Source organism: Phenylobacterium sp., from assembly GCF_013911965.1.
Taxonomy (GTDB): domain Bacteria; phylum Pseudomonadota; class Alphaproteobacteria; order Caulobacterales; family Caulobacteraceae; genus Phenylobacterium.
Map to the genome: position 1 here is coordinate 90,715 of NZ_JACESE010000011.1, position 25,355 is coordinate 116,069.

The 25,355-nt window shown below is 70.5% G+C and carries 31 protein-coding genes; 9 read left to right on the forward strand and 22 right to left on the reverse strand.

The features are described 5' to 3' along the window. Nucleotides 1-54: 54 nt before the first annotated feature. The 11 genes from ybaL to H2041_RS12625 all read right to left on the reverse strand — a co-directional run bounded on the left by ybaL (nucleotide 55) and on the right by H2041_RS12625 (nucleotide 9,597). Nucleotides 55-1,788 (reverse strand): YbaL family putative K(+) efflux transporter, encoded by a 1,734-nt coding sequence (gene ybaL, locus H2041_RS12575; protein WP_293413120.1) that lies wholly within the window; start codon nucleotides 1,786-1,788, stop codon nucleotides 55-57. Nucleotides 1,789-1,858: 70 nt separating this feature from the next. Next, nucleotides 1,859-3,307, reverse strand: coding sequence for a Do family serine endopeptidase (locus tag H2041_RS12580; RefSeq protein WP_293413122.1), 1,449 nt, complete (start codon nucleotides 3,305-3,307; stop codon nucleotides 1,859-1,861). 62 nt (nucleotides 3,308-3,369) lie between these two features. Further along, the gene (locus H2041_RS12585) at nucleotides 3,370-4,056 is read right to left on the reverse strand and encodes an NADH dehydrogenase ubiquinone Fe-S protein 4 (protein WP_293413124.1); all 687 of its coding nucleotides are present in this window, start codon (nucleotides 4,054-4,056) and stop codon (nucleotides 3,370-3,372) included. Nucleotides 4,057-4,069: 13 nt separating this feature from the next. Beyond that, on the reverse strand, nucleotides 4,070-4,402 hold the full coding sequence (locus H2041_RS12590; protein ID WP_293413126.1) for a hypothetical protein: 333 nt from the start codon (nucleotides 4,400-4,402) through the stop codon (nucleotides 4,070-4,072). Nucleotides 4,403-4,463: 61 nt separating this feature from the next. Further along, a complete protein-coding gene (locus H2041_RS12595) occupies nucleotides 4,464-4,979 on the reverse strand; it encodes an Hsp20/alpha crystallin family protein (protein WP_293413128.1) in 516 nt (171 codons plus the stop codon). 73 nt (nucleotides 4,980-5,052) lie between these two features. Then, nucleotides 5,053-5,529: an Hsp20 family protein gene (locus tag H2041_RS12600; protein WP_293413130.1), complete on the reverse strand. Its 477-nt coding sequence runs from the start codon at nucleotides 5,527-5,529 to the stop codon at nucleotides 5,053-5,055. Nucleotides 5,530-5,735: 206 nt separating this feature from the next. Further along, nucleotides 5,736-5,957, reverse strand: coding sequence for a helix-turn-helix transcriptional regulator (locus tag H2041_RS12605; protein ID WP_293396561.1), 222 nt, complete (start codon nucleotides 5,955-5,957; stop codon nucleotides 5,736-5,738). Between the two features lie 109 nt (nucleotides 5,958-6,066). Further along, complete coding sequence (locus tag H2041_RS12610; RefSeq protein ID WP_293413132.1) at nucleotides 6,067-6,555, reverse strand: SRPBCC family protein; 489 nt, start codon at nucleotides 6,553-6,555, stop codon at nucleotides 6,067-6,069. Between the two features lie 81 nt (nucleotides 6,556-6,636). Further along, entirely contained in the window at nucleotides 6,637-8,469 is a 1,833-nt protein-coding gene (gene ftsH / locus H2041_RS12615; protein WP_293396565.1) for an ATP-dependent zinc metalloprotease FtsH, read from the reverse strand. Between the two features lie 40 nt (nucleotides 8,470-8,509). Continuing rightward, nucleotides 8,510-8,881: a DUF6491 family protein gene (locus tag H2041_RS12620; RefSeq protein WP_293413134.1), complete on the reverse strand. Its 372-nt coding sequence runs from the start codon at nucleotides 8,879-8,881 to the stop codon at nucleotides 8,510-8,512. Between the two features lie 104 nt (nucleotides 8,882-8,985). Continuing rightward, entirely contained in the window at nucleotides 8,986-9,597 is a 612-nt protein-coding gene (locus H2041_RS12625) for a hypothetical protein (RefSeq protein ID WP_293413136.1), read from the reverse strand. A 195-nt stretch (nucleotides 9,598-9,792) separates the two neighbouring features. Between H2041_RS12625 and H2041_RS12630 the strand changes: the two genes are divergently transcribed. The 6 genes from H2041_RS12630 (at nucleotide 9,793) to H2041_RS12655 (ending at nucleotide 14,500) form a co-directional block, all read left to right on the forward strand. Then, complete coding sequence (locus H2041_RS12630; protein WP_293413138.1) at nucleotides 9,793-10,140, forward strand: RcnB family protein; 348 nt, start codon at nucleotides 9,793-9,795, stop codon at nucleotides 10,138-10,140. Nucleotides 10,141-10,207: 67 nt separating this feature from the next. Next, nucleotides 10,208-10,660, forward strand: coding sequence for a host attachment protein (locus H2041_RS12635; RefSeq protein WP_293413140.1), 453 nt, complete (start codon nucleotides 10,208-10,210; stop codon nucleotides 10,658-10,660). A 337-nt stretch (nucleotides 10,661-10,997) separates the two neighbouring features. Next, nucleotides 10,998-11,531, forward strand: a complete 534-nt coding sequence (locus H2041_RS12640; RefSeq protein WP_293413142.1) for an Hsp20 family protein — start codon at nucleotides 10,998-11,000, stop codon at nucleotides 11,529-11,531. 70 nt (nucleotides 11,532-11,601) lie between these two features. Next, entirely contained in the window at nucleotides 11,602-11,880 is a 279-nt protein-coding gene (locus H2041_RS12645) for a hypothetical protein (protein WP_293413144.1), read from the forward strand. Then, on the forward strand, nucleotides 11,877-13,154 hold the full coding sequence (locus H2041_RS12650) for a bifunctional enoyl-CoA hydratase/phosphate acetyltransferase (protein ID WP_293413146.1): 1,278 nt from the start codon (nucleotides 11,877-11,879) through the stop codon (nucleotides 13,152-13,154). Before H2041_RS12645 ends, H2041_RS12650 begins: the two co-directional genes overlap by 4 nt. Next, nucleotides 13,151-14,500, forward strand: coding sequence for an acetate/propionate family kinase (locus H2041_RS12655; RefSeq protein ID WP_293413148.1), 1,350 nt, complete (start codon nucleotides 13,151-13,153; stop codon nucleotides 14,498-14,500). Before H2041_RS12650 ends, H2041_RS12655 begins: the two co-directional genes overlap by 4 nt. A 47-nt stretch (nucleotides 14,501-14,547) precedes the next feature. Here H2041_RS12655 and H2041_RS12660 read toward each other — a convergent pair whose 3' ends face one another. Genes H2041_RS12660 through H2041_RS12670 form a run of 3 tightly spaced genes read right to left on the reverse strand, consistent with a single transcriptional unit; the run spans nucleotide 14,548 to nucleotide 16,297 of the window. Then, nucleotides 14,548-15,297 (reverse strand): SDR family oxidoreductase, encoded by a 750-nt coding sequence (locus H2041_RS12660; RefSeq protein ID WP_293413150.1) that lies wholly within the window; start codon nucleotides 15,295-15,297, stop codon nucleotides 14,548-14,550. Nucleotides 15,298-15,302: 5 nt separating this feature from the next. Then, nucleotides 15,303-15,950: an RNA polymerase subunit sigma-70 gene (locus H2041_RS12665; RefSeq protein ID WP_293413151.1), complete on the reverse strand. Its 648-nt coding sequence runs from the start codon at nucleotides 15,948-15,950 to the stop codon at nucleotides 15,303-15,305. Then, nucleotides 15,947-16,297, reverse strand: a complete 351-nt coding sequence (locus H2041_RS12670) for a DUF5335 domain-containing protein (protein WP_293413152.1) — start codon at nucleotides 16,295-16,297, stop codon at nucleotides 15,947-15,949. The genes H2041_RS12665 and H2041_RS12670 overlap by 4 nt, the downstream gene beginning before the upstream one ends. 194 nt (nucleotides 16,298-16,491) lie before the next feature. Here H2041_RS12670 and H2041_RS12675 point away from each other — a divergent pair, with 194 nt between their 5' ends. Next, nucleotides 16,492-17,808, forward strand: coding sequence for a lyase family protein (locus H2041_RS12675; RefSeq protein WP_293413153.1), 1,317 nt, complete (start codon nucleotides 16,492-16,494; stop codon nucleotides 17,806-17,808). A 2-nt stretch (nucleotides 17,809-17,810) separates the two neighbouring features. Here H2041_RS12675 and H2041_RS12680 read toward each other — a convergent pair whose 3' ends face one another. The 4 genes from H2041_RS12680 to H2041_RS12695 all read right to left on the reverse strand — a co-directional run bounded on the left by H2041_RS12680 (nucleotide 17,811) and on the right by H2041_RS12695 (nucleotide 20,242). Then, on the reverse strand, nucleotides 17,811-18,398 hold the full coding sequence (locus H2041_RS12680) for an HdeD family acid-resistance protein (protein WP_293413154.1): 588 nt from the start codon (nucleotides 18,396-18,398) through the stop codon (nucleotides 17,811-17,813). 15 nt (nucleotides 18,399-18,413) lie between these two features. Beyond that, complete coding sequence (locus tag H2041_RS12685) at nucleotides 18,414-19,091, reverse strand: BON domain-containing protein (RefSeq protein ID WP_293413156.1); 678 nt, start codon at nucleotides 19,089-19,091, stop codon at nucleotides 18,414-18,416. A gap of 116 nt (nucleotides 19,092-19,207) precedes the next feature. After that, on the reverse strand, nucleotides 19,208-19,501 hold the full coding sequence (locus H2041_RS12690) for a glutaredoxin family protein (RefSeq protein ID WP_293413158.1): 294 nt from the start codon (nucleotides 19,499-19,501) through the stop codon (nucleotides 19,208-19,210). Nucleotides 19,502-19,513: 12 nt separating this feature from the next. Then, the gene (locus H2041_RS12695) at nucleotides 19,514-20,242 is read right to left on the reverse strand and encodes a peroxiredoxin (RefSeq protein WP_293413160.1); all 729 of its coding nucleotides are present in this window, start codon (nucleotides 20,240-20,242) and stop codon (nucleotides 19,514-19,516) included. Between the two features lie 188 nt (nucleotides 20,243-20,430). Between H2041_RS12695 and trxC the strand changes: the two genes are divergently transcribed. Then, a complete protein-coding gene (gene trxC, locus H2041_RS12700; protein WP_293413162.1) occupies nucleotides 20,431-20,868 on the forward strand; it encodes a thioredoxin TrxC in 438 nt (145 codons plus the stop codon). 18 nt (nucleotides 20,869-20,886) lie between these two features. Here trxC and H2041_RS12705 read toward each other — a convergent pair whose 3' ends face one another. From H2041_RS12705 to H2041_RS12715, 3 genes are read right to left on the reverse strand one after another with little or no spacing between them, the layout of a single operon-like run. After that, on the reverse strand, nucleotides 20,887-21,186 hold the full coding sequence (locus tag H2041_RS12705; RefSeq protein WP_293413164.1) for a hypothetical protein: 300 nt from the start codon (nucleotides 21,184-21,186) through the stop codon (nucleotides 20,887-20,889). A gap of 10 nt (nucleotides 21,187-21,196) precedes the next feature. Continuing rightward, nucleotides 21,197-23,575 (reverse strand): endopeptidase La, encoded by a 2,379-nt coding sequence (gene lon, locus H2041_RS12710; protein WP_293413166.1) that lies wholly within the window; start codon nucleotides 23,573-23,575, stop codon nucleotides 21,197-21,199. Continuing rightward, nucleotides 23,572-23,988, reverse strand: coding sequence for an Hsp20/alpha crystallin family protein (locus H2041_RS12715; protein ID WP_293387368.1), 417 nt, complete (start codon nucleotides 23,986-23,988; stop codon nucleotides 23,572-23,574). The genes lon and H2041_RS12715 overlap by 4 nt, the downstream gene beginning before the upstream one ends. Nucleotides 23,989-24,096: 108 nt before the next feature. On the opposite strand from H2041_RS12715, the gene H2041_RS12720 reads away from it, so the two are divergent. Beyond that, nucleotides 24,097-24,375: a DUF5961 family protein gene (locus H2041_RS12720; RefSeq protein ID WP_293387370.1), complete on the forward strand. Its 279-nt coding sequence runs from the start codon at nucleotides 24,097-24,099 to the stop codon at nucleotides 24,373-24,375. A 52-nt stretch (nucleotides 24,376-24,427) separates the two neighbouring features. Here H2041_RS12720 and H2041_RS12725 read toward each other — a convergent pair whose 3' ends face one another. Continuing rightward, a complete protein-coding gene (locus H2041_RS12725) occupies nucleotides 24,428-25,321 on the reverse strand; it encodes a diacylglycerol kinase family protein (protein WP_293413169.1) in 894 nt (297 codons plus the stop codon). Nucleotides 25,322-25,355 lie beyond the last annotated feature (34 nt).

Genomic DNA, 25,355 nt, shown 5'->3' on the forward strand with positions numbered 1-25,355 from the left:
CTTTCTCTGACACTATATATACGTGTCGCTGCGAGCGCCTTCTGCGCGGGGCGCTCAGGGCGAACGCGCCACCGCCTCCAGGCCTTGTTCCGGCTGAGGCGGCAGCAGGATGCCGGCCTCGCTGAGATCGGCCAGCATGGTGCGGGCGATCTCGCTCTCCCCCATCACCACCCGGTCCGCGCCGCTCGCCAGGAGACGGTCGGTCTGCTCCTCCGAATGGGCCCTGGCCACGATGCGAAGCTGAGGATTGAGGGCGCGGGCGCGGGTGACGATCTCGCCGCTCTCGAATCCGTCGGGGATCGCCAGGACGAGGCAGACGGCGGTCTTGGCGCCGGCCGCCAGTAGCACCTCCTCACGCGTCGCGTTCCCCAGGATCGCAATCTCAGCGTTGCGACGCAGGGCTTCGACCCGCTCGATGTCGGTCTCGATGACCGCCGCCTTCACGCCGTCCCGGTCGAGGGCCTCCTTGATCCGCCGGCCGACGCGGCCGTAGCCCACCACGATCACATGTCCGGCCAGTTCGCTCTGGTGAGGGGCGGCGATATCGATCTTGAGCGGCTGGTCGCCCAGGTCCCGAATCGGGGTGCGCCCGAGCCGCCTCGCCCGCATTTCCGTGGCCAGCGAGAAGACCGCGGGGTTGAGCAGGATCGAGCCGATGGCGCCTGCCAGCACAAGGTCGCGCGCCTCCTCCGGCAGCAGGCCGAGGTTCTGGGACATGGAGGTGAGGATGAAGGAGAACTCGCCGATCTGGGCGAGGCTCGCGGCGATGAGCACCGCCGTGTCCTGCGGGTGGCGGAAGGCGCGCACGATCAGGAAGGCGGCGACCGACTTGCCCACGACGATGGTGAGCACCGTCGCCAGCACTGCAAGCGGCCGCTCGAGCAGGGTCCGGGGGTCGAACAGCATGCCGACCGAGACGAAGAACAGCACCGCAAAGGCGTCGCGGAGCGGAAGGATGTTGTCGCCCGCCTTATGGCTGAGTTCCGACTCCTTGAGGATCATGCCGGCGGCGAAGGCCCCGAGGGCGAAGGAGACGTCGAACAGCTTGGCGGCGCCATAGGCGACGCCCACCGCCATGCTGAGGACGGTCAGGGTGAAGAGTTCACGCGACCCGAGGCTGGCGACCTTGGCCAGCGACCAGGGGATCACTCGGCGGCCGACGAGGATCATCAGGGCGACGAAGGCGGCCAGCTTGCCGAAGGTCGCGGCGAGCGACAGCCCCACGCCGCCATGCTCGGCGAACACGTCGGGGCGGCCGCCCGGCAAGGCCCCGGCGATCACGGGAAGGAACACCAGGGCGGCCACCATGACCAGGTCCTCGATGACCAGCCAGCCGACCGCGATGTGGCCGCTTCGGGTGTCCAGCAGCTGGCGCTCCTCGAGCGCGCGGACGAGGACGACCGTGCTCGCCACCGAAAGGGCGAGGCCGAATGTGAGGCCGCTGGCGAGCGGCCAGCCCATCCCCAGCGCCAGTCCTGCGCCGAGCAGGGTCGCGACGACAATCTGAGCGATCGCGCCCGGCAGCGCGATGCTCTGGACCTTGACGAGATCGCGATAGGAGAAGTGCAGCCCCACCCCGAACATCAGCAGGATGACGCCGATCTCGGCTAGTTCGGAGGCCAGCTCCGGATTGGCCGTGAAGCCGGGGGTGGACGGGCCCAGCGCGACGCCGGCCAGCAGATATCCCAGGATCGGCGGCAGGCGCAGCCGGCCGGCGATGAGTCCCAACACCGACGCCCCGACGAAAGCCAGGGTAAGGGTGGCGATCAGGGGCGTCTCGTGCAGCATGCGGACCCGTCCTCGGCTGGGCGCGCCGGCGGTCGGATCTGGTGTCCGCCGCCGGCGACGCCGTGTCGCCTCAGCTCGTCAGCCGCAGCGGCACGAACAGGCTCCGCCCCTCACGCCACACGCGCACCAGCACCGAAGGCCGGCCTTGGCGCCGCGCCGCATCGATCGCCTCGCGGACATCGGCCGGCGCTGCGACGCTGCGCTCGCCCACACGGTCGATCACGTCGCCGGCGCGGAGCCCCTTCTCAGCGGCGTCCGAGCCTGGCGAGACCGCGTCGATGACGACGCCGCGCGCCGTCGCCGGCAGCCGGTATTGCGTGCGGGCCGCCTGGTCGAGCGGGCGCAGGGTCAGGCCGAGGCTCGCCGCGTCCGCCGGATTGACCACGCCGGGCGCATCATCGGCGGGCCGGCGCCCGGCCCGCAGCTCCAGGGTCTGGCGACGGCCTTCGCGCCAGATCTCCAGCCGCAGCCGGTCGCCCTCGCGGGCGGCGCCGACGCGCCGGGTCAGGTCGGACGACGAGGTCAGCTCCTGGCCGTTCAGGCTGAGGATCGCATCGCCCGCGCGCAGGCCGGCCAGGTCGCCGGGCCCGCCCGGGGTCACCTCGGCCACCAGGGCGCCCTTGCGGCCTGGAATGCCGAGGCTCTCGGCGATCTCCGGCGTGAGGTTCTGCACCATGGCGCCGATGTAGCCGCGGACGATCGAACCGCCGGAGATGAGCTGCTTGGTGATGCGGTCGGCGATCTCGGCGGGAATGGCGAAGCCGATGCCGACCGAGCCGCCCGAGGGCGAGAAGATGGCCGTGTTGACGCCGATCACCCGGCCGTAGACGTCGAAGGTCGGACCGCCGGAGTTGCCTCGGTTGATGGGGGCGTCGATTTGCAGGTAGTCCACATAGGCCTCGCCGATGTCGCGGCCATAGGCCGAGACGATGCCCGAGGTGGCGGTGCCGCCGAGGCCGAAGGGATTGCCCATGGCGATCACCCAGTCGCCGACCCGCGGCCGCGCGTTGGTCTCGAACGTCACATAGGGGAAGTTCGAGCCCTCGACCTTCAGCACCGCCAGGTCCGTCAGCGGATCGCGGCCAATCACGCGCGCCTCGAGCTCGCGCCCCTCGTTGGTGCGCACGCTCACCTTGGTGGCGTTCTCCACCACATGGTTGTTGGTGACGATGTAGCCGGTCGGCGTGATGAAGAAGCCCGAGCCCGACACCCGCGCATTCGGCAGCGACGGCGTCCCGTTGTTGCCGTCCGGCGCCCCGGGGAATCCGAAGAAGAACGGGAAGCCGGGGAACAGCTGCGGCAGGTTCGGGCGGGCCGGAGCGCTGCGGGTCACGTCGATGGAGACCACGGCGGGCGCGACGCGCTGGACGATATCGGCAAAGCTCGACGGGACGCCGGCCGGCAGATTGCGCGCCGGTTGGGCCGCGGCCGCCGGGGCGGTCAGCGGACCCACGCCGCCTGCGGCCAGCGCGGCGGCGAGGGCGACAGAACAAAGCAGGCGCGATTGGCGCTTAAGCATGTCTCTCCTCTCCTCGGACTAAGAAAAGGAGACCGGCGGGAGCGGCCCCGCCGGTCTCCGGTTCAGGCCGCGCGGGGCGGCTCCCAGCGGTAGCAGTCGGCGTCCGCCGCCTCGTGGGCGTCGAGACGGGCGAGCGCCGAGCGCACCTCAGCCAGCCGCGAGACGTGCTCGCGGACCGGGGCTTCGCCCGCTTCCACCTCGAGCAGGTACTCGTCCCATTCCCAGGAGCGCAGGATGGCGCGCTTCTGCTCCGGCGAGAGCGAGGAATCGGCGAGCACGGCGTCGGGCGAGGCGTAGACCGCCTCCGGGCTGAGATAGAGCCGGTCGGCCTCGGCCGCGCCGAGGCGGTCGGAGGGCGGCTGCGGACGGTTCTCGTTGTCGGCGCTGAGGGGCCGCTCGGCGCCCCTGCCCTCGCCATACGGCGGCGCGCCGGCGCCGCCCTGGATCTCGAAGGCCAGGCCCTGGCGCTGGCAGTAGCCGATCGCCGCCTCCGCCGTCGGGAACGACAGGCGCACCTGCTGGAGGGTGTCGGTGGATTCGGTCCAGCCCATCAGCGGCTCGATCCGCGGCGCGCTACGCGGCTTGAACGTCAGGGTCCAGCCCCTGGCCGTGGCGAGGCCGCTGCTCATGGCCGACCGCTCGTTCGGCCGGATCACGGCCACGGCGTCGGCGGGCAGGGCCGAGGCGTGACGGCGGGCGGCGACCGACGGGGTCGTGGTCCCAAGGTTGAAATCTGTCGAATCGAACATGGCTCAACTCCGATCAGTTCTGGGCGCGCCCTGCCTCCCGATCGGGCGACAGCGTTGCGAACGCCCCTTCGAACTCGTCGGCCGCCGCAGGATCGAACCGGGCCAGGGCGCCCAGCACGGCCTCGCAGGCCGCGGTCTGCGCGGTCCCGTCGCGGGCTTCGCGCAGAAGGTCCCGGGCCCAGCTCCAAAGGATCAGGCGCTTCTCCTCGCGGGACAGCCAGGCGTGGTTGGCCACCACGTCGGGCGAGGCGAAGGCCGTTCTCGGATCCAGCAGAGCGTCGACGAAGGGGCGACCGACGATGGCGATCCCGGCGGGCGCGGACACGCCCTGGCTTTGGGTTGTCATGGCGTAGCTCCGGAAAGGATTCCGCGCCGCCCGCGCCTGGCGCGGACGGCGCGGCGCTCAGTTAGCCCTTGCTGATCGGGATCCTCCGGACGCCCTCCTGCTGGGCCTTGGACTTCGGAAGGGTGACCGTCAGGACGCCCTTCTTGAAGTTGGCCTTGATCGCATCCTCGTCGATGGCGACAGGCACCGGCACCACCCGCTCGAAGCGGCCATAGTAGTGCTCGCTGTAGTGCCGATCCTTGTCCTCGACATCGGAGCGCTTCTCGCCCCGCAGGACCAGGACGCCGTCTTCGAACACCACGTCGACGTCGTTTTCATCCATGCCCGGCAGCTCGGCCGAAACGCGGATGGTCTTGGCGTCCTCGGCCACCTCGACGCTGGGCCAACTGGCGGAGCGGCCCAGGATGGAGCCCCCGAAGTCGCGGAAGACGTCGTCGAAGAGGCGGTTCACCTCTCGATGAAGGGTGAGGAACGGATGGGTTTCCTCGTCGCGACGAGAGGTCGTGGTGAGCGCGCCCTCGTGCGGACGATGGTCATGCTCATGCCGTCCCCAAGGGATCAGATCACGAAGTTGCATCGTCAGCTCTCCTCTACGAGGCGGCCTGACGCCGCGAACCTGCGCGGCGCCGGCCGCCGGCCATCACGGTCGCTCAGTGGGTCTTCTGCTCCGTCTCGCCGGAGCCGATGGCGGACTGGCCCGAACCGGTGATCTCGATCCTCTTCGGCTTCAGGGCCTCCGGGATCTCCCGCACCAGCTCGAGGGTCAGCAGGCCGTTCTCCAGGCGCGCGTTCTGCACGCGCACATGGTCGGCGAGCTCGAAGGTCCGACGGAACGGCTGCTGGGCGATGCCGCGATAGACGACCTCGCCGTCCTCCTGCACCTCCTGCGGCCGGCCGCTGACGGTCAGCCGGTTGGGTTCGGAGACGATCTCCAGATCGCCGTCGCGGAAGCCCGGCACCGCCAGAACGATGCGGTAGTGATCGCCGTCGGCCTGCACGACATTGTAGGGAGGCCAGTTCAGGCCAGGGACCGAGCCGCTCATCGCACGGTCCATCAGGCTCAGCGCGCTGTCGACGCTCGGCATGGGCCGATAGCCGGACATCGGCGTCATAGTGTTCATCCTCATGGTCCAAGTCCTCCGTTGAGCAACATGGGTTTGAGGAGCGCCGGACACCGCCGGCGCCCGCCGCCGGACCTTCATCAGCGTCCGGCAAGACTTGAGGTAGGGCGCTCGCCACGCCCTGCAAGACCAATTTTCTGCATGTTTTCAGAGGCGCGCGGCGGCGCGCGAGCGCACGCGGGGGTCCTACGGACGCCCGCGAAAAACGCGCCTCAGAACAGCGGCCCTTCGAACTCCAGGAGCTTCGAGGGCCGGATCTTCAACGCCATGGCGGTGTGCCAGATGGTCAGGATGGTCGGGTTGCGGCGGCCCAACTCGAGTCCGCTGACATAGGCCCGGTCCACGCCCATCAGCTCGGCGAGCGCTTCCTGCGAAAGGCCTGCCTCGCCGCGGTATCGCCTGACGTTGGATCCTACGATTGTGCGAACGTCCATGCCGACCTACCAACATGAACGAGGATTTTGATGCTACGCACTTAATTGCACGGTGAAGGCCTGGTTCCCACCTCGTTCAGGAACCCGGCGCGTCTTGTCCGGCGGCTCATCAGGCGCTCAGCACCGCCCGAGCAGTCGGGCTCGCCGCCTCGGCGTATTCGCGCAGGATGTACGGCCAGCCGTCGGGCGAAGCCATGCCCCCGCGCAGCAAGTCTGCGCCCGCGCCGTGACGAGCGAAACCGCGATGCTCGACCTCCACGCGCGTCAGCTTGGAGCCCAGCGGGAGGAAGCGAACCTCGACCTCGCTCGCGCGCTCCGGCGGCTCCTGCCCCCGGTCGGCCGAAACCGCCCAGCTCAGCACCAGGCGCCGGTCAGGCTCGAACGCGCGCACTTCCCCCCAGTCAAGGCGACGGCCGCGCCGGTCGACCTCATACCAGCGACCGCCGGCGCGAGGCTCTATGGCGACGCCGGCGAGGTCGTCACGCGAGAAGGTGTAGGCCCTGGGCCACCAATCGCCGATCCGCTCGGCGAACACTCGAAAGGAATGCTGAACGGGCGCGCTGAGGGTGACGCCCGCCTTCACAGGTTCGTCCGTCATGGTGATGCTCCGAAGCGCCGCCGCGCCCCCTCCGGCGCTGCGGCCTGAGTGAACGCAGACGCCGGGCCTCCAGTTTCCGTCTCACGCGGCGGAAGACCTACGAGCCTCGCCGTCCGGCGCGCCGGCGAGCTCCGCAAGCTCGGCTTCATCCAAGGTCTCCTTTTCGAGCAGCAGCCGGGCGCCGCGCTCGAGCGCGCCGCGGCGGCTTTCGAGAATCTCCACCGTGCGCGCGAACGCCGCCTCGACGAGGGCGCGCACCTCCTCGTCGATCGCGTCGGAGGTCGCCTCGCCGAAGTCCTTGTCCCGCAGGAAGGGCGCCGGCGCGTCGCCGGTGGCGAGGAACGAGCGCGGCTCCCGGTCGTAGGAGACCGGGCCCAGCCGATTCGACATGCCGTAGCGCGTGACCATGCTGCGGGCGATGTCGGTGACCTTGCGCAGGTCGTCGGCCGCTCCGGTCGAGAGATGGCCGTAGATGATCCACTCCGCGGCGCGGCCGCCGAGCAGGGCGCACATCTTGTTCTCGAGCTCCTCGCGGGTCATCAGGAACCGGTCCTCGGTCGGGCGCTGGATGGTGTATCCGAGCGCCCCCACCCCGCGCGGAATGATCGAGACCTTATGCACCTGCTCGACGCCAGGCAGCGCGAGGCCGACGAGGGCGTGACCCATCTCATGATGGGCCACCACCTCCCGTTCCTTCGGATTGAGGATGCGGTTGCGCTTCTCCAGGCCGGCGATGATCCGCTCCACCGCCTCATTGAAGTCGGTCATGGTGATCGCGGCCGCGCGGCGGCGGGTGGCCAGCAGGGCCGCCTCATTGACCAGGTTGGCGAGGTCGGCCCCCGTGAAGCCTGGGGTGAGGGCCGCCACCTTTTCGAGGTCCACTTCCGGCGCGAGCTTCACCTTGCGGGTATGCACCTTCAGGACCTCCACCCGGCCCTTCTTGTCGGGCCGGTCCACCAGGACCTGGCGATCGAACCGGCCGGCGCGCAGAAGCGCCGGATCGAGGATCTCGGGCCGGTTGGTGGCGGCGAGCAGCACCAGGCCGGTGCTGGAGTCGAAGCCGTCCATCTCGACCAGCAGCTGATTGAGCGTCTGCTCCTTTTCGTCGTGGCCGCCGTAGGCGTAGAGGCCGCGCGCCCGGCCGAGCGCGTCCAGCTCGTCGATGAAGATGATGGCGGGCGCCTTCTGGCGCGCCTGCTCGAAGAGGTCGCGGACCCGCGCGGCGCCCACGCCCACGAACATCTCCACGAACTCCGAGCCGGAGATGGAGAAGAAGGGAACCTTGGCCTCGCCGGCGACGGCCTTGGCCAGCAGCGTCTTGCCGGTGCCGGGCGGCCCCACCAGCAGCACGCCCTTGGGCATGCGGCCGCCCAGGCGGCCATACTCCTGAGGATTCTTCAGGAAGTCGATGATCTCGCGCAGCTCGTCCTTGGCTTCGTCGACCCCAGCGACGTCGGCGAAGGTGACGCCGGTGTTGGCCTCGACATAAATCTTCGCCCGGCTGCGGCCCACCTGCATGAGGCCGCCCGCGCCGGCCGCCTTCTGCCCCAGGTACATCCACAGGCCGAAGAAGAGCAGCACCGGGATCACCCAGGAGAGCAGGTCCCGGAGGAAGGTGTTCTCAATCTGGCCGGTATAGGTGACGCCGTGCTGCTGGAGTTCGCGCGCGAGCTCCGGCTCGACCCGTGTGGTGACGAAGGCCTTCTTGCCTTCGAGGGGCTCTTTCAGGCGACCCTGCACGAAGCGGTCGGAGACCCCGACCTCGGCCACCTTGCCGTCCCGCAGCAGCTGCTGGAACTGGCTGTAGGGGATTTGCGCGACCTGGGTTGCGGCCGCGATGTAGTGCTGGATCGCGATCACGCCGAAGAAGGCGATGATCCAGTAGATGACGTGGAAGCGGGTCTGCTTGTTCATGGACGCCTCGCGCGATCAGGAGCGGGCCCCAAGGCGCGCCTCAGGGCTTCGCGCCCTTTGGGAGCGCGGCCACCTCCGTGGGGCTCAGTTTGCGCACGTTGCGGACCATGCATTTCTGCGGACCGATGGCGGAGGGCGTCACGATCTCAGCGTCCAAGCCCGAGCAGATGGTGGAGCCGCCGCGGGATATCAGGGCGATCTTCTGCGTCCAGTCCACGTCGGGACAAGGCCCGAAGAGCTCCAGCTGATAGTAGTCCTTGACGCCCACTCGCAGGTTCACCGTGCGGTCGCCCTGCGCGGCGAAGCTGTTCACCTGATGGTTCCAGAAGCATTGCCGCGGCTGACTCGGCTTGTCGGCTGAGACGGCCGGCGCGGCGCCGACCCCGATCAACAGGGCCGTCGCGGCGGCCAAGACCCTTGTCCTCATTTCAAAGATCCTCCTTCCAAAGGATCCCCCGACGCGGGCGATATAGAGCGGGGCGCCCGGCGCGGAAGACGGCGCGGCGGCCGGCCCGCTCAGGCGGAAACCAGAGCGCCGTGGCGGGCATATCGCCGGACCTCGTGCTCGGCGGTGATCGCGGGATGCTCGCGGGCGGCGCGCCAGAGGTCTGAGGATCCGATGCTGCCGTGGGGACCATGGCGGCCGATGGTCAACGCCGTCCGGTGCGCCTCCGCGCTCGTCCATTCGGCAAGATTGTAGACGGACGCGCCGTCGCGGCCGGCGAAGAAGTTGGCCGTCAGCAGACCTTCCGGCGGCGTCGCATCGCCGTCGAGGGCCCGCAGCACCGTGGACACCCAGTCCCGCTGGGCGGCGGGATCCGGGGCCTTCAGCGGCTGGCGAACGACCACCAGGCAGCCGGGCGCTTCGCTCCGCTCCGCCCGCCACGAGGCGATCCGTTGCGCATCGGCGGACCAGGCCAGCTCGGCGTTGTGGACATGCGGCGCTTCGGGACAAGGCTCCCAGGCGATCGCCAGCAAGGCGGGCGCATCGAGGTCGTCGAAGAGCTGCAGCCGAGAGTCTGTTCCGATGACATTCCGCGCCGCCGCCGAGCGGTTGGCGGCGTTCGGGAACACCCAGCGCCAGATGCGAACGGTTTCGGCATCGCTGGCGCCGATGAGGCCGGTCATCTCGATCCTCCTTGAGATAGCGCGAGCCGCGCAGGGGCCCGCGATACGGCGCCTTGCAGCGCCCTTGACAGCCATCAGCTAGGGCGCGGCAAACGCGGTGCAACACGGCCCGTCTTGAAGGCCGGCCGGCGCGCGATACCTCGTCCTTCAGCCGCGCTTTTGCGGCGGCCGAAAAACATCTCGAGAGGTGAGACGATGAAGCGTCTGGCTGCGGCCCTGGCCGCGGTGCTGGCGTTCGGCGCCTCCGTGGCGTCGGCGCACCCGCACCGGGAGGGCTACTGGGTCTATCACGGCCGGCACTGGCCGGTTTACCGCGAAGTCTATGTCCCGCCGCCCGGCTGGATCGAGCGGCGCTGGATCGTCGGCGAGCGACTGCCGCCGGCCTACTACGGCCCACCCTATGTGATCGTGGACTGGCGCGCGCGGCATCTGCGCAAGCCGCCGCGGGGCCACCACTGGGTTCGGGTCGGCGACGACGTCGTGCTGGCGGCGATCGCCAGCGGCCTGATCACCGAGGTGATCCGGGGCGTCTACGCCCGCTAGCCGCCTCCGAGGCGCCGCAGGCGAGCGCCTGCGGCGCCTGTCGTGCTTTGTTGGATGGAGTGATGCGATGACCGACAGAATTGAGACCCTCGTCATCCTGGCCGACGGCGTTCAGGCCCGCGGCCTTGCCGAGCGCCGGCGCCACGGCCCCCTGGCCGAGCTTGCGAGCTGGTCGCTCAAGGCCGACGAGCACGACCGGCACTGGGCGCGCACGCATGGGGGGACGGTGAACGACCGCATGGGCTACGGCCGCGACAATGTCCTGGAGGCGCCGCCGGCCGAGGCGGCCGAGAAGCGCTTCCTCGAAGGCGTGGCCGAACGGCTCAACCGCAGCGCCGCGGCCGGCCAGTTCGAGAAGCTCGTGCTGATGGCGCCGCCCCGCGCCCTGGGCGTGCTTCGCCATGCGCTCAAGCCCGCCGTCGCGCGGCGGATCGAGGTGACGGACGACCACGAGCGCATCAAAGCAAGCGCTGAGGACGTGCGGCTGATCCTGCGCGATCTTCGCATCCCGGAGCGCTGACCGAGCGCCTCTGTATGGAGATGAGGCGGCGCTCAACGGCGGCCTCGCCGCCCCTGTTCCGACGCTCGCGCGGTCTTGGAACCGGCCTCGGAACAGAGTCGTTCAACGCGCGCCTCCCAAGGCAGAGGATCCTTCTTGAGCAAGCCGGCGCAGGCTGCGTAGCAAAGCGCCTGCGCCGGAACATGCCGCCTCCCCTCCCCCGCCTGTCCTCTCCAGAATTGGGATTGTGCGGGCCCCGCCTCGACCTAAATCCAGCTCAAGGCCGCGGCGCCTCTGCTGGGTCGCGGCCCGTCGCCAAGTCGGCGTCAGATCCACGTTGCTTCGAGGAGGACTGGAGATGAGAGCCCTGAACCTTTCGCCGCTCTACGGTTCCATGGTCGGAGCCGAGCGCCTGGTCGGCGCTTTGGAGAACGCCCTGCGCATGCCGGACGAGACGAGCTATCCGCCCTACGACATCGAGAAGCTTGCCGACGACCAGTACCGCATCTCTTTCGCCGTGGCCGGCTTCGGCCCCGACGAGCTCGAGATCGTCGCCGAGCCCAACCAGCTGACCGTCAGCGGCCGCAAGGCGAGCTCGGACGAGCCGCGACAGTATCTGCACCGCGGCATCGCCACTCGGGCGTTCGACCGGCGGTTTGAATTGGCTGACTACGTCGTGGTCAGCCGGGCGACCTACGACAACGGCATGCTGAACATCGAGCTGAAGCGCGAACTGCCCGAGGCGGTGAAGCCCCGCCGGATCGGCATCCGCACGCCGGAGGTGGTCTCGAACGCGAGGCCGCAGCCCGCCGGCGAGGCCGCCGCATCCGGCGCGCCGGCCAACGACGCGTCCCAGGAGAAACCGAAGCGCGCCCGGCGCAAGGCCGCCTGACCTTCCCGGCGGGCAGCGGGCCGGCGCCGCCGAGCCCGCTCCTGCGCCGGGGCCTGACATGTGTCGAACCATGCGATCCGTCACACCCGACGACATCCGCCGCGAACACGACGCGGCGATCGCCTCCCTCACAAGCGACCAGCGGCACAGCCTCTGGCGGCAACGTCACGCGCGCCAGATGATGAATTTCAACGGCCTCAGCGAACGCCAGAACCTCGAGGTGCTTTTCGAACGGGAGGCCGCGCAACGCAACGCCGACGCCGAACTCCTGGACGCCGAAACGCGCGAGCGCCAAGCCAACGACAATGCGGTCCTCGGGCGCCAGAGCGCAGGAGGGGCCGGGTCGTGAGACGCGTGGAGATCGCCGCCCACGACCAGCCCGACGGCGGCGCGGCGTGGCTGATGATCCGCCGCTACCGACGTCAGAGCGGCTATGACTACTACGTCACCGCGTCACCAGGGCTGGAGGCGCGCCTGCCGCGGCCTTTGCCGATCGGCGGCCTCGGCTTTGCGACCTATGAGGCCGCCCACCTCTTCAGCCAGGGCCTCGCGGCCGCTCAGGCTGTGGACACGCTCTATGTGACCTTCTCGCCGCCGGAACACGCCGGCCACTGGCCCGCGCTGGCTCTCAGCCCGATCCATCCCTGCGAGGCCGACAACCTCTTCGAGGCGGACGCCGAGGCGGAGACCGAGGCCGTACAGCCGCCGCCCGGCGAATGGCTCGATGCGCTGCTGGAGCGCTGCGCCGGGAAGCCGCCTGTCCCCACAGCGGTCGCGCACCCCTGCGATGCGGCCGCGCTGGGCGCCGCCATGGAGGCGGCCCAGCGAGGCTTCATCACCCCGCTGCTGGTGGGACCCGAGGCCAAGATCCGCCGCGCCGCCGAGGCGGCCGGCGTGGATTTGCGCGGGGTGCAGATCATCCCGGAGCCGCATAGCCATGCGGCGGCGGCCCAGGCCGTCGCCCTGGTCCGGGCCGGCCAGGCCCAGCTGCTGATGAAGGGGTCGCTGCATACGGACGAGCTGATGCACGCGGTCCTCGACACCGCGCGCGGCCTGCGCACGGAACGGCGCGTGAGCCATGTCTATATCGTCGAGGCGCCCGCCTATCCGCGGCCGTTGCTCATCACCGACGCGGCGATCAACATCAGCCCCTCGCTCGAGGACAAGCGCGACATCCTGCAGAACGCCATCGACCTGGCGCATGTGATGGGCATCCGCACGCCCCGGGTGGCGGTGCTCTCCGCAGTGGAGACCGTCAACGCCAAGATCCAGTCCACCCTCGACGCCGCCGCGCTCTGCAAGATGGCGGACCGCGGTCAAATCTCCGGCGCGCTGATCGACGGGCCGCTCGCCTTCGACAACGCCATCAGCCCGCAAGCGGCGCAGGACAAGGGCATCCGTTCGGCGGTCGCCGGGCGCGCCGACATCCTCGTCACACCCGACCTGGTCTCCGGCAACGTGCTGGCCAAGCAGCTCACCTTCCTGGCCGCCGCCGAGGCGGCCGGCGTGGCGCTCGGCGCGCGAGTCCCCATCATCCTCACCAGCCGCGCCGATGCGGAGCGCACACGGGTCGCCTCCTGCGCGGTGGCGGCGCTGATGGCGAGTGAAGGAGCCCAGCCGTGAGCGAGCTGATCCTGTCCCTCAACGCCGGGTCCTCAAGCCTGAAGTTCGGCCTCTATCGGCGCGACGTCGGCGAACTGGTGGAAACGATGCGTGGCCTCGCCGAGGGCCTTGGCGGCCAGGCGCGGCTGTCGGTGCAGAACGCCGGCGGGGAGACCCTGCTCAAAGAGTGCTGGTCGGCCGCGGGCGACGCGCTGGAGCACGCCTCAGCCCTGGCGCGCGTCCTTGCCTGGCTGGACGGCCAAACCGAGGGCGAGCCAATCGCGATCGTCGCGCACCGCATCGTGCATGGCGGCGATCACGCCTCGGCGGAGGTCTTCTCAGCGGACCTCGATGCCGAGCTGCAGGCCCTGGCGCCGCTTGCGCCCCTGCATCAACCGATCGGACTGGCGCTCTACCGCCAGGCGCGGGCGCGCCTGCCCGCCGCGACCCACGTCGCCTGCTTCGACACCGCCTTCCACAGCCGCATGCCCGAGACCGCGCGGCGCTTCGCCCTGCCGCGCGACCTCACCGCGCAGGGTGTTCGCCGCTACGGGTTCCACGGCCTGTCCTACGCCCACACGCTGCGCCGGCTGCGCAGCGTCGATCCGGACCTCGCCGCCTGCCGCCTCGTGGCCGCCCACCTGGGCGCGGGCGCGAGCCTTTGCGCGCTGGAGCACGAGACGAGCCAGGACACGACGATGGGCTTCAGCGCGCTCGACGGCCTGATGATGGCCACCCGGTGCGGCAGCCTGGATCCCGGCGTCGTCCTCCATCTGCTCGAGCGCAACAAGATGAGCCCTGGCGAGGTCGAGGACCTGCTCTACCGGCGGTCCGGCCTGCTCGGCGTCTCGGGCCTGAGCGGCGATCTGCGCGAACTGGTGGCCGCCGACAGCGAGGACGCCAAGGCCGCCGTCGACCTCTTCGTCTATCGAACGGTCCAGGGGATCGGCGCCATGGCGGCCACACTCGGCGGTATGGACGGCCTGGTCTTCACCGGCGGCGTGGGCGAGCATAACGCCGAGGTGCGGGGGCGAATCTGCCGGCGTCTTGCCTGGCTGGGGGTGGACATCGACCCCAGAGCCAACGCCGGCGCCGGCGAGGGCCGCATCGACGCCCCGACCAGCTGCGTCTCGGTGTGGGTGATCCCCGCCAACGAAGAAGCCGAGATGGCGCACGAGGCGGCCGACCTTGTCTGGCCCCGGGCGCGGCCCAACGATCCGCCGAGCTCTGGCCCCTCCGGCGATCACGTCGACGCCTTGCTGGATGAGGCGCTGGAGGAGACCTTCCCGGCCAGCGACCCGCCGTCCCTCGTGCGGCCGCACGATCCGGACGACCTGGAGCCGGCGGCCGCGGCGGACCGCGAGTAGCGGCGACACTCAGTAAGGTCGTCCCCGCGCTGTCGACGCAATTGAGTTCAGAGCCGGGCGAGGCGGCCGCCGTCCACGGCCAGGGCTGCGCCCGTGACGAAGGCGGCGTCATTCGAGCACAGGAAGGCGACGGCGCCGGCCACATCCTCGGGGCAGCCCACCTCGGCGGGGTCCAATCGCTCCGCCCCGCTCTTCAGATTGGGATTGTCGCGCAGCATGGCCGTGTCGACGGCGCCCGGCACGACGGCGTTGGCGCGCAAGCCCTTCGGCTTGCCTTCGATCGCCGCCGATCGGGTCAGCGACAGCAGCGCCGCCTTGGCGGCGGCGTAGGGCGCCACCAGCGGCGTGGTCTCGAAGGCGTGCACGCTGGCGACGTTGACGATCGCGCCGCCCGGCCGCATCGCGCGGAAGGCCTCGCGGGTGAGCCGCACCGCGCCGAGCAGGTCGACGTCCAGGACGGCGCGCCACTCCTCGTCGCTGATCTCCTCGAAGGGCTTGAAGGTCATCACCCCGGCGTTGTTCACGACCAGGTCGAGACCGCCCCAGGCCTCCTTCGCCTGGCGTACGGCCGCGGCGACCGAGGCCGGGTCGCGGACGTCGCAGATCGTGGCGGCCGCGCGGCTCCCCGGCTCGCGAAGGAGCTCGGCCGCCACGGCCTCGGCGCGCTCGAGGTGCGGGCCGGTGACGAGGACGGCGGCCCCTTCCTTCGCCAGTCTCAGGCAGATCGCCCGACCGATGCCGCCCGCCGCACCGGTGACGAGGGCCACCTTGTCGGCCAGCCTGCCAGGCTTGGCCATGAGCGTCAGGCGTTCCCGAGCTGGCGCTGCGCGGCGTCGATGAGGCGGACCGCCCGGTCAGGCGACAGGTTCATGACCGACGAGATCTCGACGACGCTCAGCCGGTGCTCGACGCTGAGGACGAGGGCCTGCCGCTCCTCGTTGGTGAGCTGGTAGGTCCGGTCATCGCTGAGGTCGTCAGCCTGGACGTCCTCGGCCGGGATGATGTCCTCCCAGCGCGTGATGTCGTCGGGCTGATACCATTCCCAGAATTCCTCGTCTGTCGCCTCGGCCGCCGCCGCTTCATCCTCCACCGGCGCCTCGAGGGAGACGCCGGCGAGCCGGCGGGCGCGCCGCTCGCTGCGGACGATCGATTCCAGCACCTTGAACATCAGGCCGAGCAGCCAGGGCCGGACATCCAGGTTCTGGGGCTTGCGGGCCCGATCCCGCCAGCCCCGCGCCAAGGTCTCGCCCACCAGCTCGTCGGCGGAGAGGTCCTGCGGGCGCAGGTCGCCGACCGCGCGCCGGTAGCGCAGCTCGCGGGCGGCGGCGGCCATCAGCTCCGGCAGGTAAGGCTCGATCAGATGCCGAAAGCCGTCCTTGTCGCCGGCGAGGACCTTGCGCCAGGCTTCGTCGCGCGCCGGCGCCATCTCCTGGGCGGGCAGCGCGCTCATGGTCGCACCGTCTCCGGCGCCGGAAGGCTGAGGGGCTGGCGGAAGCGAACGATGTGGCGCTCGCCGGACGCGCTTTCCACCGCCAGGCTTTCGACCACGGCGCCTTCGCGCTGCACGATCAGGGCGGCGGGTTCGCGGACGATGTGGTCCAAGCCCTCCACGGCGATTTCGACGATGTCGTCCTTCGGATCATAGGTGACGCCCAGAAGGGGCACCCACTCCGCCTGGATCTGGTCGCCGATGTTCAGGCTCGCGACCTCTATCTCCGCCTGGGCGCCTTCCAGCTGCCGGGAGAGCCGATCGCAGAAGAACTCCCACTGGCCCTTGTCGATGACCTCGTCAGACATGCTCCATCCTCACGAACTTCAAACTGCACAAGGAGAATTTCGGATCGGGAGCCGCCTGGGGCGACGGCGCGCCCGGTCGCTGGAAAAACGTCCGGCCCCGCCCTACAGTTTCGGGCGTGCACTCAAATTCACGCCCGATGACCGCCGATAAGTACCCGACGCGTTCTGCCCCTGGTCAATACAGTTCAGCGACGGTGATCGGACCTTGCCTTTACTGCGGCGCGCCGGCCGGGAGGCTGGCCCTGCGGATCGGCGCCGAGCCGCCCCCGCCGGCCCTTATCCGGGCCCTGGGCGAGGTCCGGGCTGCGGCCGCGCAGGCCAACCGCGACTGCGGCGCGCTCGATCAGGCGCGCAGCGAAGCGCTCGCCAGGGCCGCGCTTCAGGTCTCTGTTCAGCCGCCGGACGCCTGGGGCCGATCGCTCTGGCAGGATGGCGGCGGGGCGGGCCTGGCCTATCCGCTCGACCTGGCGATCCTCGAGGCCGCGGAGGGCCACGCAGACGTTGGGCCCGACGACGTGCGCCGCCACCAATGCGTCGATGCGGTGCAGACCGCCCTCCACGTGGCCGCCCTGCGGCTGTGGGAAACGGGGCTCTCCCCGGCGCTGGCGCACCTGACGGGGCTCCTCGAGCAGAAGGCGACCGCCTGGTCCGGCCTCATCAAGATCGGCCGCACCCATCTGCAAGACGCCGCTCCCCTGACGCTGGGCCAGGAGGTCTCGGGCTGGCTGCAGCAGGTGCGCAACGGCCGGACCCGGCTGAGCGCCGCCGCCGAAGACCTCCTGGCCGTTCCGTTCGGCCGGGGTTGCATCGGCACGGGGGCCGGCGTCCCGGCGGGCTTCGCGGCGAGCGCCGTTCGACGGCTGGCCGAGCTCACGGGCCTTGCCCTACGCGCATCGCCCGACGCCCTCGCGGACCTGGCCGGACCCGGGCGCATCGCCTTCTTCCACGCGGCGCTCGCGACGCTGGCGGCGGCGCTCTTCAAGATCGCAAGCGACGTTCGCCTCCTCGCCAGCGGACCGGCGGCCGGGTTCAACGAGCTGCGGCTGCCGGAAACCGGTCTTCCGTGCAGCAGCCTTCCCGGCAAGACCAACCCCGACGCGGCTGAGGCCTTGGCTCAGGTGTGCGTCCAGGTGATGGGCGCAGACGGCGCCGTGTCGCTCGCCGCCTCCCAGGGGCAGTTCGAGTTCAACGGCTTCCTGCCGCTTCTGGCCTTCAACGTCCTGCGCTCGGCGACCTTGCTTTCGGACGCGATCCGGGTGTTCGCCGACCAGGGTGTGGCCGGTCTGGAGCCCCGCGAGGACGTGCTGGCCCTCAACGTCGCGCAGTCGGTGATGCTGGTGACGGCGCTCGCACCGCAGATCGGCTACGACGCCGCGGCGAAGATCGCGCGCGACGCCCATCAGCGGAAGGTCAGCCTGCGGGAGGCGGCGCTAGCCTCGGGCGAGGTAGACGCCGAGACCTACGAGCGGCTCGTCCGGCCCGAGCGCATGCTCGGGCCGGACGGCGGCTAGGATCAGGTCCAGGCCTCGCGGCGGCGGCTCGCGGCGAAGGCCAGCAGCGCCAGGCCGGAGAACATCAGATCGATCCCGACGAGGTAGCCGACGAACAGCGGCGCTGCGACCGGGGCGATGAACACGGCCAGCACGCCCAGCGCGAGGTCGACGGCGGCCGGGGCCAGGAGCCAGTACCAGCCGGGCGCCTGGAGGCGCTTCAGCTTCACCGAGACCATGGCCACCGCGACGCCGGTCACGAAGAAGTAAGCGGCGGCCAGCAGCGCCAGGGTCCACGCCCCGACCCACGGATAGACCAGGGCCAGGACGCCGGCGACGATGGCGGCGATCGCCGACACCAGGCGCCAGGCGACGTTCGCGTGGCGGCGGGTGCGGACCAGCGCGATGAGGCTGACTCCGCCGCCGAGGATCAGCAACCAGCCGAACACCAGGGCCGCGGCGAGGCCCGCGGCGAGCGGCAGCGCGAAGGCGAGGACGCCCAGCAACGTCAGGGCCACGCCCTCGAGGATGAACCAGGTCCTGGGGCTCGCCCGCCATTTGGGCAGGGCGAAGCCGTGGGATCGTTCGATAGGGATGTGACGGGCGACCATCGGAATGCTCCTTCCTCAGGCCGCCTGGCTGGCGAAGGGCCAGGGATCGATGGTCAGTTCGTTGCGCACCTCCGTCACGCCGGGCGCCGACCAGGCCTGGCGCTCGGCCTCCTGGCGTTCCGCCCAGGACCGGACATGGCCCTTCAGGGTCACCTGGCTGCCGTCCGCCTCGACGATCACATGGTGCGCGTCCACCTGGGCGCTGCGGACGAAGGCGTCCTCGATCTTCTTCTTGAGTTCGATCGGTTCGACCTTCGGCTTGATCCGGATGATGTTGGAGACCGCGACCACGCCCTTGATGTTGCGGACGGCGCGTTCAGCCCAGTCCTTCTGGTACTTCCATTCCACCTCGCCCTGGAGGCTGAGGTAGCCGTCCTTCACCACCACCTTGACGCGTTCCGAGGCGGCCGGCAGGTCACGCTTCAGCGCCTCGACCGCATCCCGCGCGATGTCGGGGTCGGGTCGGCGGTCCACCTGCGGCAGACGCACCTCGATGTCGTTGGCGACCGCCTTGACGCCCTTCACCTTCTTGGCGGCGTTTTCCGCGGCGTAGAAGTCGGCGTAGCTCTTCACGAAGCCTGCGAGGGTGACGACGCCGTCCCTCACGGCGACGGCGATGTCGTCATCCTTCAGGCCCGGCTCCCAGCTCAGCTGGGCTTCGACGTTCTTCTTGATGTCAGCATCGTTCTGCATGGTTGGCCCTCCTGCCCCGCCGCTCCGGCGGCCGGGGTTTCTCGGGCCAGCCGGGGCGGCGAAGCGTGCAATAAAGTGCACATTCACCTAATCCTGTTCTCGGGCGAGGGTTCCGCTCAGCGGTAGCCCGCCCGCATCAGCGCCCAATCGAGCTCGCGCAACGACGGCTGGACGAGGATCTGGCCGCCGACCGTGACGGTCGGGCTCGCCAGCCGGCCGCCGGCCAGCCACTCGAGCTGGGTCCTCGCCTGCGGGGCTGCGTCCCAATCGACGAAGCGGTAGGGCACGCCCGCCCGGTCCAGATGCCGACGCACCATCATGGTGACGCCGCACCAGCGGCTTCCATAGACGACGACCTCGCCGGCGACCGCGCCGCGGGAGGCGAAGGGACTGTAACCCGCACCTAACATGGCCGCCTCCCCTTAAGCCGCCTTGCGGGCCGCAAGCCCGTCCAGGACCTCGAAGAGTTCGTAGATGTCCGGAACGTGCTGCAGCTTCGGCGAGACATGGGCGTAGCGGATCACGCCGTCCGCATCGACCAGGTAGAGCGCGCGCTCGGAGAACCCATCTCCATCGCGCCAGACCTGATAGCGCCGCGCCACCTCGCCCTTGGGGTTGAAGTCCGCCAGCAGCGGGAAGGTGACGCCCCGCACCGCCGCCCACGCGCCGTGGCTGTAAAGGCTGTCGACCGAGACGCCGACCACTTCGACGTTGCGGCTGCGGAACTCGTCGAGCTCCTGCTGATAGAGGTCGAGCTGCCGGCTGCAGCCCGGGCTCCAGTCGAGCGGGTAGAAGACCAGCAGCACGTTTCGGCCGCGGAAATCGGAGAGCCGGACCACCTGGCCGTTCGCGTCCGGCAAGGCGAAGTCCGGAGCAGGCTCGCCGACCTTCAGCGGCGTGCTGACCGCACCGCCCTCCATGGCCGGGGCGTGCTGGTGCAGATCGGCCACGTCCTGCAAGGTGCGGCCGCCGGCGATCTGCGGCGCGGCGGCCGCGCCGCCACGCCAGACCTCCTGGATCATGCCGTGCAGCAGCGATAGCGCCTGCGTCTGCGCACCCTCGGGCAGCTGCGGCGCCAGGGCGGCGAAATCCTGTTCGAGTTGATCAAGTCGGGTCGGCTGAGCCTGAAGAGGACCCGCATGCGTGTCCATGGCTGTGCTCCCTTGATTGAAGCTGTCCTTTTCCAATGGGTGGATCGTCCGCGGCCGTGGGACCGCGGCTCAGGCGTGAGTTAGGGCGGCCCCTCAACCGCACAAGCCGCTCCGTTCGCCTCTGGCGCCGCGCGCCGCGAGGCCCAAATTGGCCTTCGTCAGAGCAGCAGATCCAAGGAGTCGCCTCGATGGCTGAGAAGCGCCGCGTGGTCTGTCCCGATTGCGACAGCACGAACAACGTGCCCGCCGACCGTCCGGCCGACGCCGCCAAGTGCGGGCGCTGTCACGCCAAGCTCTTCCCCCACGCGCCGATCGCGCTGAGCGGCGAGCGCGCGCGCAAGCACCTGCAGAACTCGGACGTGCCGGTGATCGTCGATTTCTGGGCGCCGTGGTGCGGGCCCTGCCGGGCCATGGCGCCGATCTTCGAGCGGGCCGCCCAGGCGCTGGAGCCGCGGGCGCGGTTCGTGAAGATCAATGTCGATGAGAACCCGGAGCTGGCGGCGCAGTACGGCGTGCAGGGCATCCCCGCCCTCTTCGCCTTTCAGAAGGGCCAGGTCGCGGCGCGGCAGTCCGGCGTCGCCGACGTGAACACCCTGAAGAGCTGGGTGGACCGGCTGGCGGCCTGACCGGCGCGGTCGAGAGACTCAGATCAGCCGCGGCGCCGCGCCGGGGAAGAAGGGCCGCACGAGGATGGATTCGTGCTGCACATAGATGGTGGGCACCTGGTGCTGCGCGGCCAGCTCCTGGGCGGCGTTCAGCGCCGTCTCCAGGCTGGCATAGCCAGGGCCTCCCGGCGGAATCCGTCGGCCGACCTTCGGCTCCAGCGCCGGACTGACGTCGATGAAGTATTCGAAGACGCGGGGACGGCTCAGGCGCGTCACGACCAGGAACTCCCCCTCATCGGGCAGGGTGTCGCCGGCCACCAGCTTCACGACTTCGGCCACCTTCGTCCTCCTAATCGACGGCCCGCACCGAGGGCTTCTTCGCCTGCGGCGGCCGGTCCAACGCCGCCTCGATGGCGTCTTCGATCCGCTCCAGCCAGACCAGCTCCAGCTGCTCGCGGGTCTCCTGCGGAATGTCCCGCTCGTCAGGGCGGTTGCGCGCCGGCAGCAGCACGCGGCGCACGCCTGCGGTGGCGGCCGCGACCACCTTCTCCTTGATGCCGCCGACGGGCAGCACCAGGCCGCGGAGGCTGATCTCGCCGGTCATGGCGGTGTCGCTGCGCACGGTGCGATCAGTGAGGAGGGAGATCAGGGCCATGGTCATGGCGACGCCGGCGCTCGGCCCATCCTTGGGCGTCGCCCCCGCCGGGACATGGACGTGGATGTCGCTGTCCTTGAACAGCGAAGGATCCAAGCCAAGCGCTTCGGCGCGGCTCTTGACGAGGCTGAGGGCCGTCTGGGCGCTTTCGCGCATCACCTCGCCGAGCTGGCCGGTGAGGATCAGACGCCCCTCCCCCGGCGTGCGGGTCGCTTCGATGAACAGGATCTCGCCGCCGACCGGCGTCCAGGCGAGCCCCGTGGCGACCCCCGGCACGCTGGTGCGCATGGCCACCTCGTTCTCCACCCGCGGGGCGCCGAGGATCGGCTCGAGGTCGTCAGGGGTGATCCGGACCGGATCGGCCTGGCCTTCGGCGAAGCGGACGGCGACGTGGCGCAGCACGCGCCCGATCTCGTGCTCCAGGGACCGCACCCCCGCCTCGCGGGTGTAGCGGGCGATCAGCCGCTCCAGGGCGGCGCGGTCGATCTCCACCTGGTCGGCCTTTAGGCCGTTCGCCTCCAGCTGGCGGCGGACGAGGAAGCGCTCGGCGATCTGAAGCTTTTCGCCCGCCGTGTAGCCGGAGAGCTGGATGATCTCCATGCGGTCCCGCAGCGGCCCCGGGATGGTGTCGAGCATGTTGGCCGTGGTGAGGAAGACGACCCGGCTGAGGTCGAACGGCACGGCGAGATAGTTGTCGCGGAAGCTCGCGTTCTGCTCCGGATCGAGAACCTCCAGAAGGGCGGCGGACGGATCGCCGTGCAGCCCCGCGCTCATCTTGTCGATCTCGTCCAGCATCATCACGCAGTCGCGGCGGCCGGCCTTGCGGATCGCCTGGATGATGTTGCCCGGCAGGGCGCCGACATAGGTGCGACGGTGGCCCCGGATCTCGGACTCGTCGTGCACCCCGCCCAGGCTCACCCGCACGAACGGCCGGTGCATGGCGCGCGCGATCGACTGGCCGAGCGAGGTCTTGCCCACGCCCGGCGGGCCGACGAAGCAGAGGATCGGCGCCTTGCCTTCCGGCGCGAGCCGCCGGACCGCCAGATGCTCGACGATCCGCTGCTTGATCTTCTCCAGCCCGAAGTGGTCCTCGTCGAGGATGCGGCGCGCCTCGGCCAAGTCGAGCGGGACGGGTTCGGGCGCTTTCCAGGGCAGCTCGACGAGCCACTCCAGATAGGTGCGCACCATGCCGTACTCGGCCGCGGCCTCGGGGGTGCGGGCGAGACGGCGCAGCTCCTTGCGGGCCTGCTGCACCACTTCGTCCGGCATGCCGGCCGCCTCGATCGCGCTCTCCAGCTCCACCAGCTCTTCGCGATCATCGGTCTCGCCAAGCTCCCGCTGGATGGCGGCCATCTGCTCGCGCAGCAGGGTCTGACGCTGACGCTCGCCGAGCGACTCGCGGGTCCGTTGGGCGATCTCACTGGTGAGGCGCAGGACCTCCAGCCGCTTCGCCAGGAAGGTCGAGACCCTGTCCAGCCGCGCCTGCAGGTCCACGGTCTCCAGGATCTCCTGCTTCTCCGGCGGCTGCAGGTCGAGATAGGCGGCCACGAGGTCGGCGAGCGCAGCCGCGGAGCTGGCGCCCTCGACCGCGCTCACCAGTTCGGCGGGCGGCGATTGCGGCAGGAGCTGCAGCGCTTCCAAGGCCTGGCTGCGCAGATGCAGGAACCTGGCCTCGATCTCGGGCCCGGCCGCCTCCGGCTCGGTGACCCGTCGGCCCCGGGCGGCGATGAAGGGATAGCCCTCCAGCCATTCGGTGATCTCGAACCGCTCGACGCCCTGGCAGGCGACGTGGGGCGCCCCGTCCGGCCCGGTCACATAGCGAAGGACGTTGGCGAGCGTCCCCATCCGGTGCAGCGACCGCGGTCCTGGGTCGGGCGCCTGAAGGTCCTGCTGCAGGACCAGCACCAGCGGGTGCTGTTCGCGCAGGGCGTGCTGGGCGGCCGCCACGGCGCTCGGGCGATCGAGCACGATCGGGAAGACGATCCCGGGAAAGATGACGTTGGACACGGGCACGACGACGACCGCGTCCTCCGGGAAGTCGCGCACGCCGCTGCTGGAGGGATCGCCGCTCATCGGGCCTGGCCTGTCTTGTGCAGCGTCACCGTGAGACAGCCGTGCTCGGCCTGCCAGTCGATGCGGCCGTAGCGGCCGGCCGGCAGCGGGACCCGACGGGCGAACTGGCCCTGCGGCAATTCCAGGCGGTGGATCATCGCCCGCCGCATCGCAGGCGAAGGGTCCCGCCGGCCCGTGATCACCAGGGCGCCGCCCTCATCGATGAAGACCTGCACGCCCTCCGGGTCGACGCCCGGGAGGGCGGCGATGATCTGCACCTCGCCGGCCGTCTCCAGGAGGTCGACCGGCGGCTCCCAGCACGGCGCCCGCGTCGCCGCGGCCGGGCGGAAAACCTGCCGGTGCAGCTGGTCGGCGCGCGCCAGCATCTGCAAAGCGTCGGACCACATCCAGTCGCGCGAGTTTCGGTTGGCCATTTCCCCTGCACTCCCGGCGCATGAACGCCGTCCGCCGTGGCGCCGGTTCCGTGGAAACGGCGCAAGGCGACGCGCGTTCTGCCCGCGCCCTATGGTCGTGATCCGCCGATGAACCGCGTTTCGCCGTCGCATCGCCAACCGGAACCTTGTGCGAGCCCTGCGCCGGGTCGCTTCTACGCCTATGCGACGGACGAGGGCCCCTGCTCCGGCCACAAGGTCCCGGAGGCGGAGAGCTTCACCGATGCGGCGATCGGCTTCCTCGAGTGCTGGGGACCAGACGACGACACAGGCCAGGAGGAGGTCTCCGTAACCGTCATCGACTGCGAGACCGGCGCCCAGGAGTGTTTCAGGATCGCGGTGGCGACCGGCGCGATGAGACCCTGCTGAGGGCGAGCGTTCTTGGGCCTGCGTCCAGTGGCTGGACGTCGGGCGCCCGCCGTCATCCGGGCCGGTCGCCCGGCGTGAGCGCCAGGAAAGCCTCCGGCACGAGCTCGACCCGCAGCGGTCCTTCGAAGATGAACCGCTCGCCGTCCAGCAAGGCGGGCACGGGGCCGGCGCCCAGCACCTCGACCGTCTGGGCCATGGCGCAGCGGACGTCCGGATCGGCGCGCCAGTCCCGGAACGCTGCGGCGAGCACCAGGCGCAAGGCGTCGAGCGGCCCTTCGGGGTGGACCACGGCGGCTTCCAGGCGAGCCTCGGAGGGGGCGAGCCGGGGCGAGGCCAGCGGGCAAAGGACGGCGACCGCCTCCCCCCGCGCCTCGTCGGCGTCGTCCCACAGGCAGATGAGCTCGCGATCGAAGGCGCTGCGCAGAGCCGCCAGGCCCTTGCGGGCCGCCAGGGCGAACTCTCCGTAGCGGACCGCCTCCCGCGCCTCCTGCAGCAGGGACGGCCCGCCGAAGAGCGCCGCGGCGAAGAATCGCTGGCCGGCGACCCGAGCCCCGTTGACCGGGCAGAGCTGAGGCGCGGCCAGCACGTCGTTGATCGCCTGACGCCAGGTCCGGGCGCCGTAGAGCGCGCGCGGCAGCACGTTCATGGTGCCGCCCGGGAGCGGCATCAGCACGGGTCCCGAGGGCTCGCAGCGTTCGGCCGCCGTGCGCACGGTGCCGTCGCCGCCCAGGACGATGAGCACGTCGGGCTTGCCGGCCAGGACCCGGTCCAGCGCCCGGCAAAGATCCGCGCCCAGTCCGCACCAGACCTCCGCCGGCGCAAGGCCGTGCGCCTGCAGGTGCGCGCGCAGCGCCTCGCCGGTCACCCGGCTGCAGCGGCCGCTCGCGGCGTTGACCACGGCCGCGATCTTGGCGGCCTTCAGGTCGAGGACAGGGTTCGGACTCAAGCGCATCGCTGCGGGAAACGGGCGTCCCCGGCCT

What these genes read in the sequence shown, in the direction of transcription:
- H2041_RS12580 (WP_293413122.1), bottom strand. Translation starts at nt 3,307, where the DNA reads ATGCTTAAGCGCCAATCGCGCCTGCTTTGTTCTGTCGCCCTCGCCGCC.
- H2041_RS12685 (WP_293413156.1), bottom strand. Translation starts at nt 19,091, where the DNA reads ATGCAGAACGATGCTGACATCAAGAAGAACGTCGAAGCCCAGCTGAGC.
- ybaL (WP_293413120.1), bottom strand. Translation starts at nt 1,788, where the DNA reads ATGCTGCACGAGACGCCCCTGATCGCCACCCTTACCCTGGCTTTCGTC.
- H2041_RS12645 (WP_293413144.1), top strand. Translation starts at nt 11,602, where the DNA reads ATGCGATCCGTCACACCCGACGACATCCGCCGCGAACACGACGCGGCG.
- H2041_RS12640 (WP_293413142.1), top strand. Translation starts at nt 10,998, where the DNA reads ATGAGAGCCCTGAACCTTTCGCCGCTCTACGGTTCCATGGTCGGAGCC.
- H2041_RS12720 (WP_293387370.1), top strand. Translation starts at nt 24,097, where the DNA reads ATGAACCGCGTTTCGCCGTCGCATCGCCAACCGGAACCTTGTGCGAGC.
- H2041_RS12595 (WP_293413128.1), bottom strand. Translation starts at nt 4,979, where the DNA reads ATGCAACTTCGTGATCTGATCCCTTGGGGACGGCATGAGCATGACCAT.
- H2041_RS12690 (WP_293413158.1), bottom strand. Translation starts at nt 19,501, where the DNA reads ATGTTAGGTGCGGGTTACAGTCCCTTCGCCTCCCGCGGCGCGGTCGCC.
- H2041_RS12625 (WP_293413136.1), bottom strand. Translation starts at nt 9,597, where the DNA reads ATGACCGGCCTCATCGGCGCCAGCGATGCCGAAACCGTTCGCATCTGG.
- H2041_RS12590 (WP_293413126.1), bottom strand. Translation starts at nt 4,402, where the DNA reads ATGACAACCCAAAGCCAGGGCGTGTCCGCGCCCGCCGGGATCGCCATC.
- H2041_RS12585 (WP_293413124.1), bottom strand. Translation starts at nt 4,056, where the DNA reads ATGTTCGATTCGACAGATTTCAACCTTGGGACCACGACCCCGTCGGTC.
- H2041_RS12600 (WP_293413130.1), bottom strand. Translation starts at nt 5,529, where the DNA reads ATGAGGATGAACACTATGACGCCGATGTCCGGCTATCGGCCCATGCCG.
- trxC (WP_293413162.1), top strand. Translation starts at nt 20,431, where the DNA reads ATGGCTGAGAAGCGCCGCGTGGTCTGTCCCGATTGCGACAGCACGAAC.
- H2041_RS12630 (WP_293413138.1), top strand. Translation starts at nt 9,793, where the DNA reads ATGAAGCGTCTGGCTGCGGCCCTGGCCGCGGTGCTGGCGTTCGGCGCC.
- H2041_RS12635 (WP_293413140.1), top strand. Translation starts at nt 10,208, where the DNA reads ATGACCGACAGAATTGAGACCCTCGTCATCCTGGCCGACGGCGTTCAG.
- H2041_RS12660 (WP_293413150.1), bottom strand. Translation starts at nt 15,297, where the DNA reads ATGGCCAAGCCTGGCAGGCTGGCCGACAAGGTGGCCCTCGTCACCGGT.
- H2041_RS12715 (WP_293387368.1), bottom strand. Translation starts at nt 23,988, where the DNA reads ATGGCCAACCGAAACTCGCGCGACTGGATGTGGTCCGACGCTTTGCAG.
- H2041_RS12665 (WP_293413151.1), bottom strand. Translation starts at nt 15,950, where the DNA reads ATGAGCGCGCTGCCCGCCCAGGAGATGGCGCCGGCGCGCGACGAAGCC.
- lon (WP_293413166.1), bottom strand. Translation starts at nt 23,575, where the DNA reads ATGAGCGGCGATCCCTCCAGCAGCGGCGTGCGCGACTTCCCGGAGGAC.
- H2041_RS12670 (WP_293413152.1), bottom strand. Translation starts at nt 16,297, where the DNA reads ATGTCTGACGAGGTCATCGACAAGGGCCAGTGGGAGTTCTTCTGCGAT.
- H2041_RS12605 (WP_293396561.1), bottom strand. Translation starts at nt 5,957, where the DNA reads ATGGACGTTCGCACAATCGTAGGATCCAACGTCAGGCGATACCGCGGC.
- ftsH (WP_293396565.1), bottom strand. Translation starts at nt 8,469, where the DNA reads ATGAACAAGCAGACCCGCTTCCACGTCATCTACTGGATCATCGCCTTC.
- H2041_RS12695 (WP_293413160.1), bottom strand. Translation starts at nt 20,242, where the DNA reads ATGGACACGCATGCGGGTCCTCTTCAGGCTCAGCCGACCCGACTTGAT.
- H2041_RS12610 (WP_293413132.1), bottom strand. Translation starts at nt 6,555, where the DNA reads ATGACGGACGAACCTGTGAAGGCGGGCGTCACCCTCAGCGCGCCCGTT.
- H2041_RS12680 (WP_293413154.1), bottom strand. Translation starts at nt 18,398, where the DNA reads ATGGTCGCCCGTCACATCCCTATCGAACGATCCCACGGCTTCGCCCTG.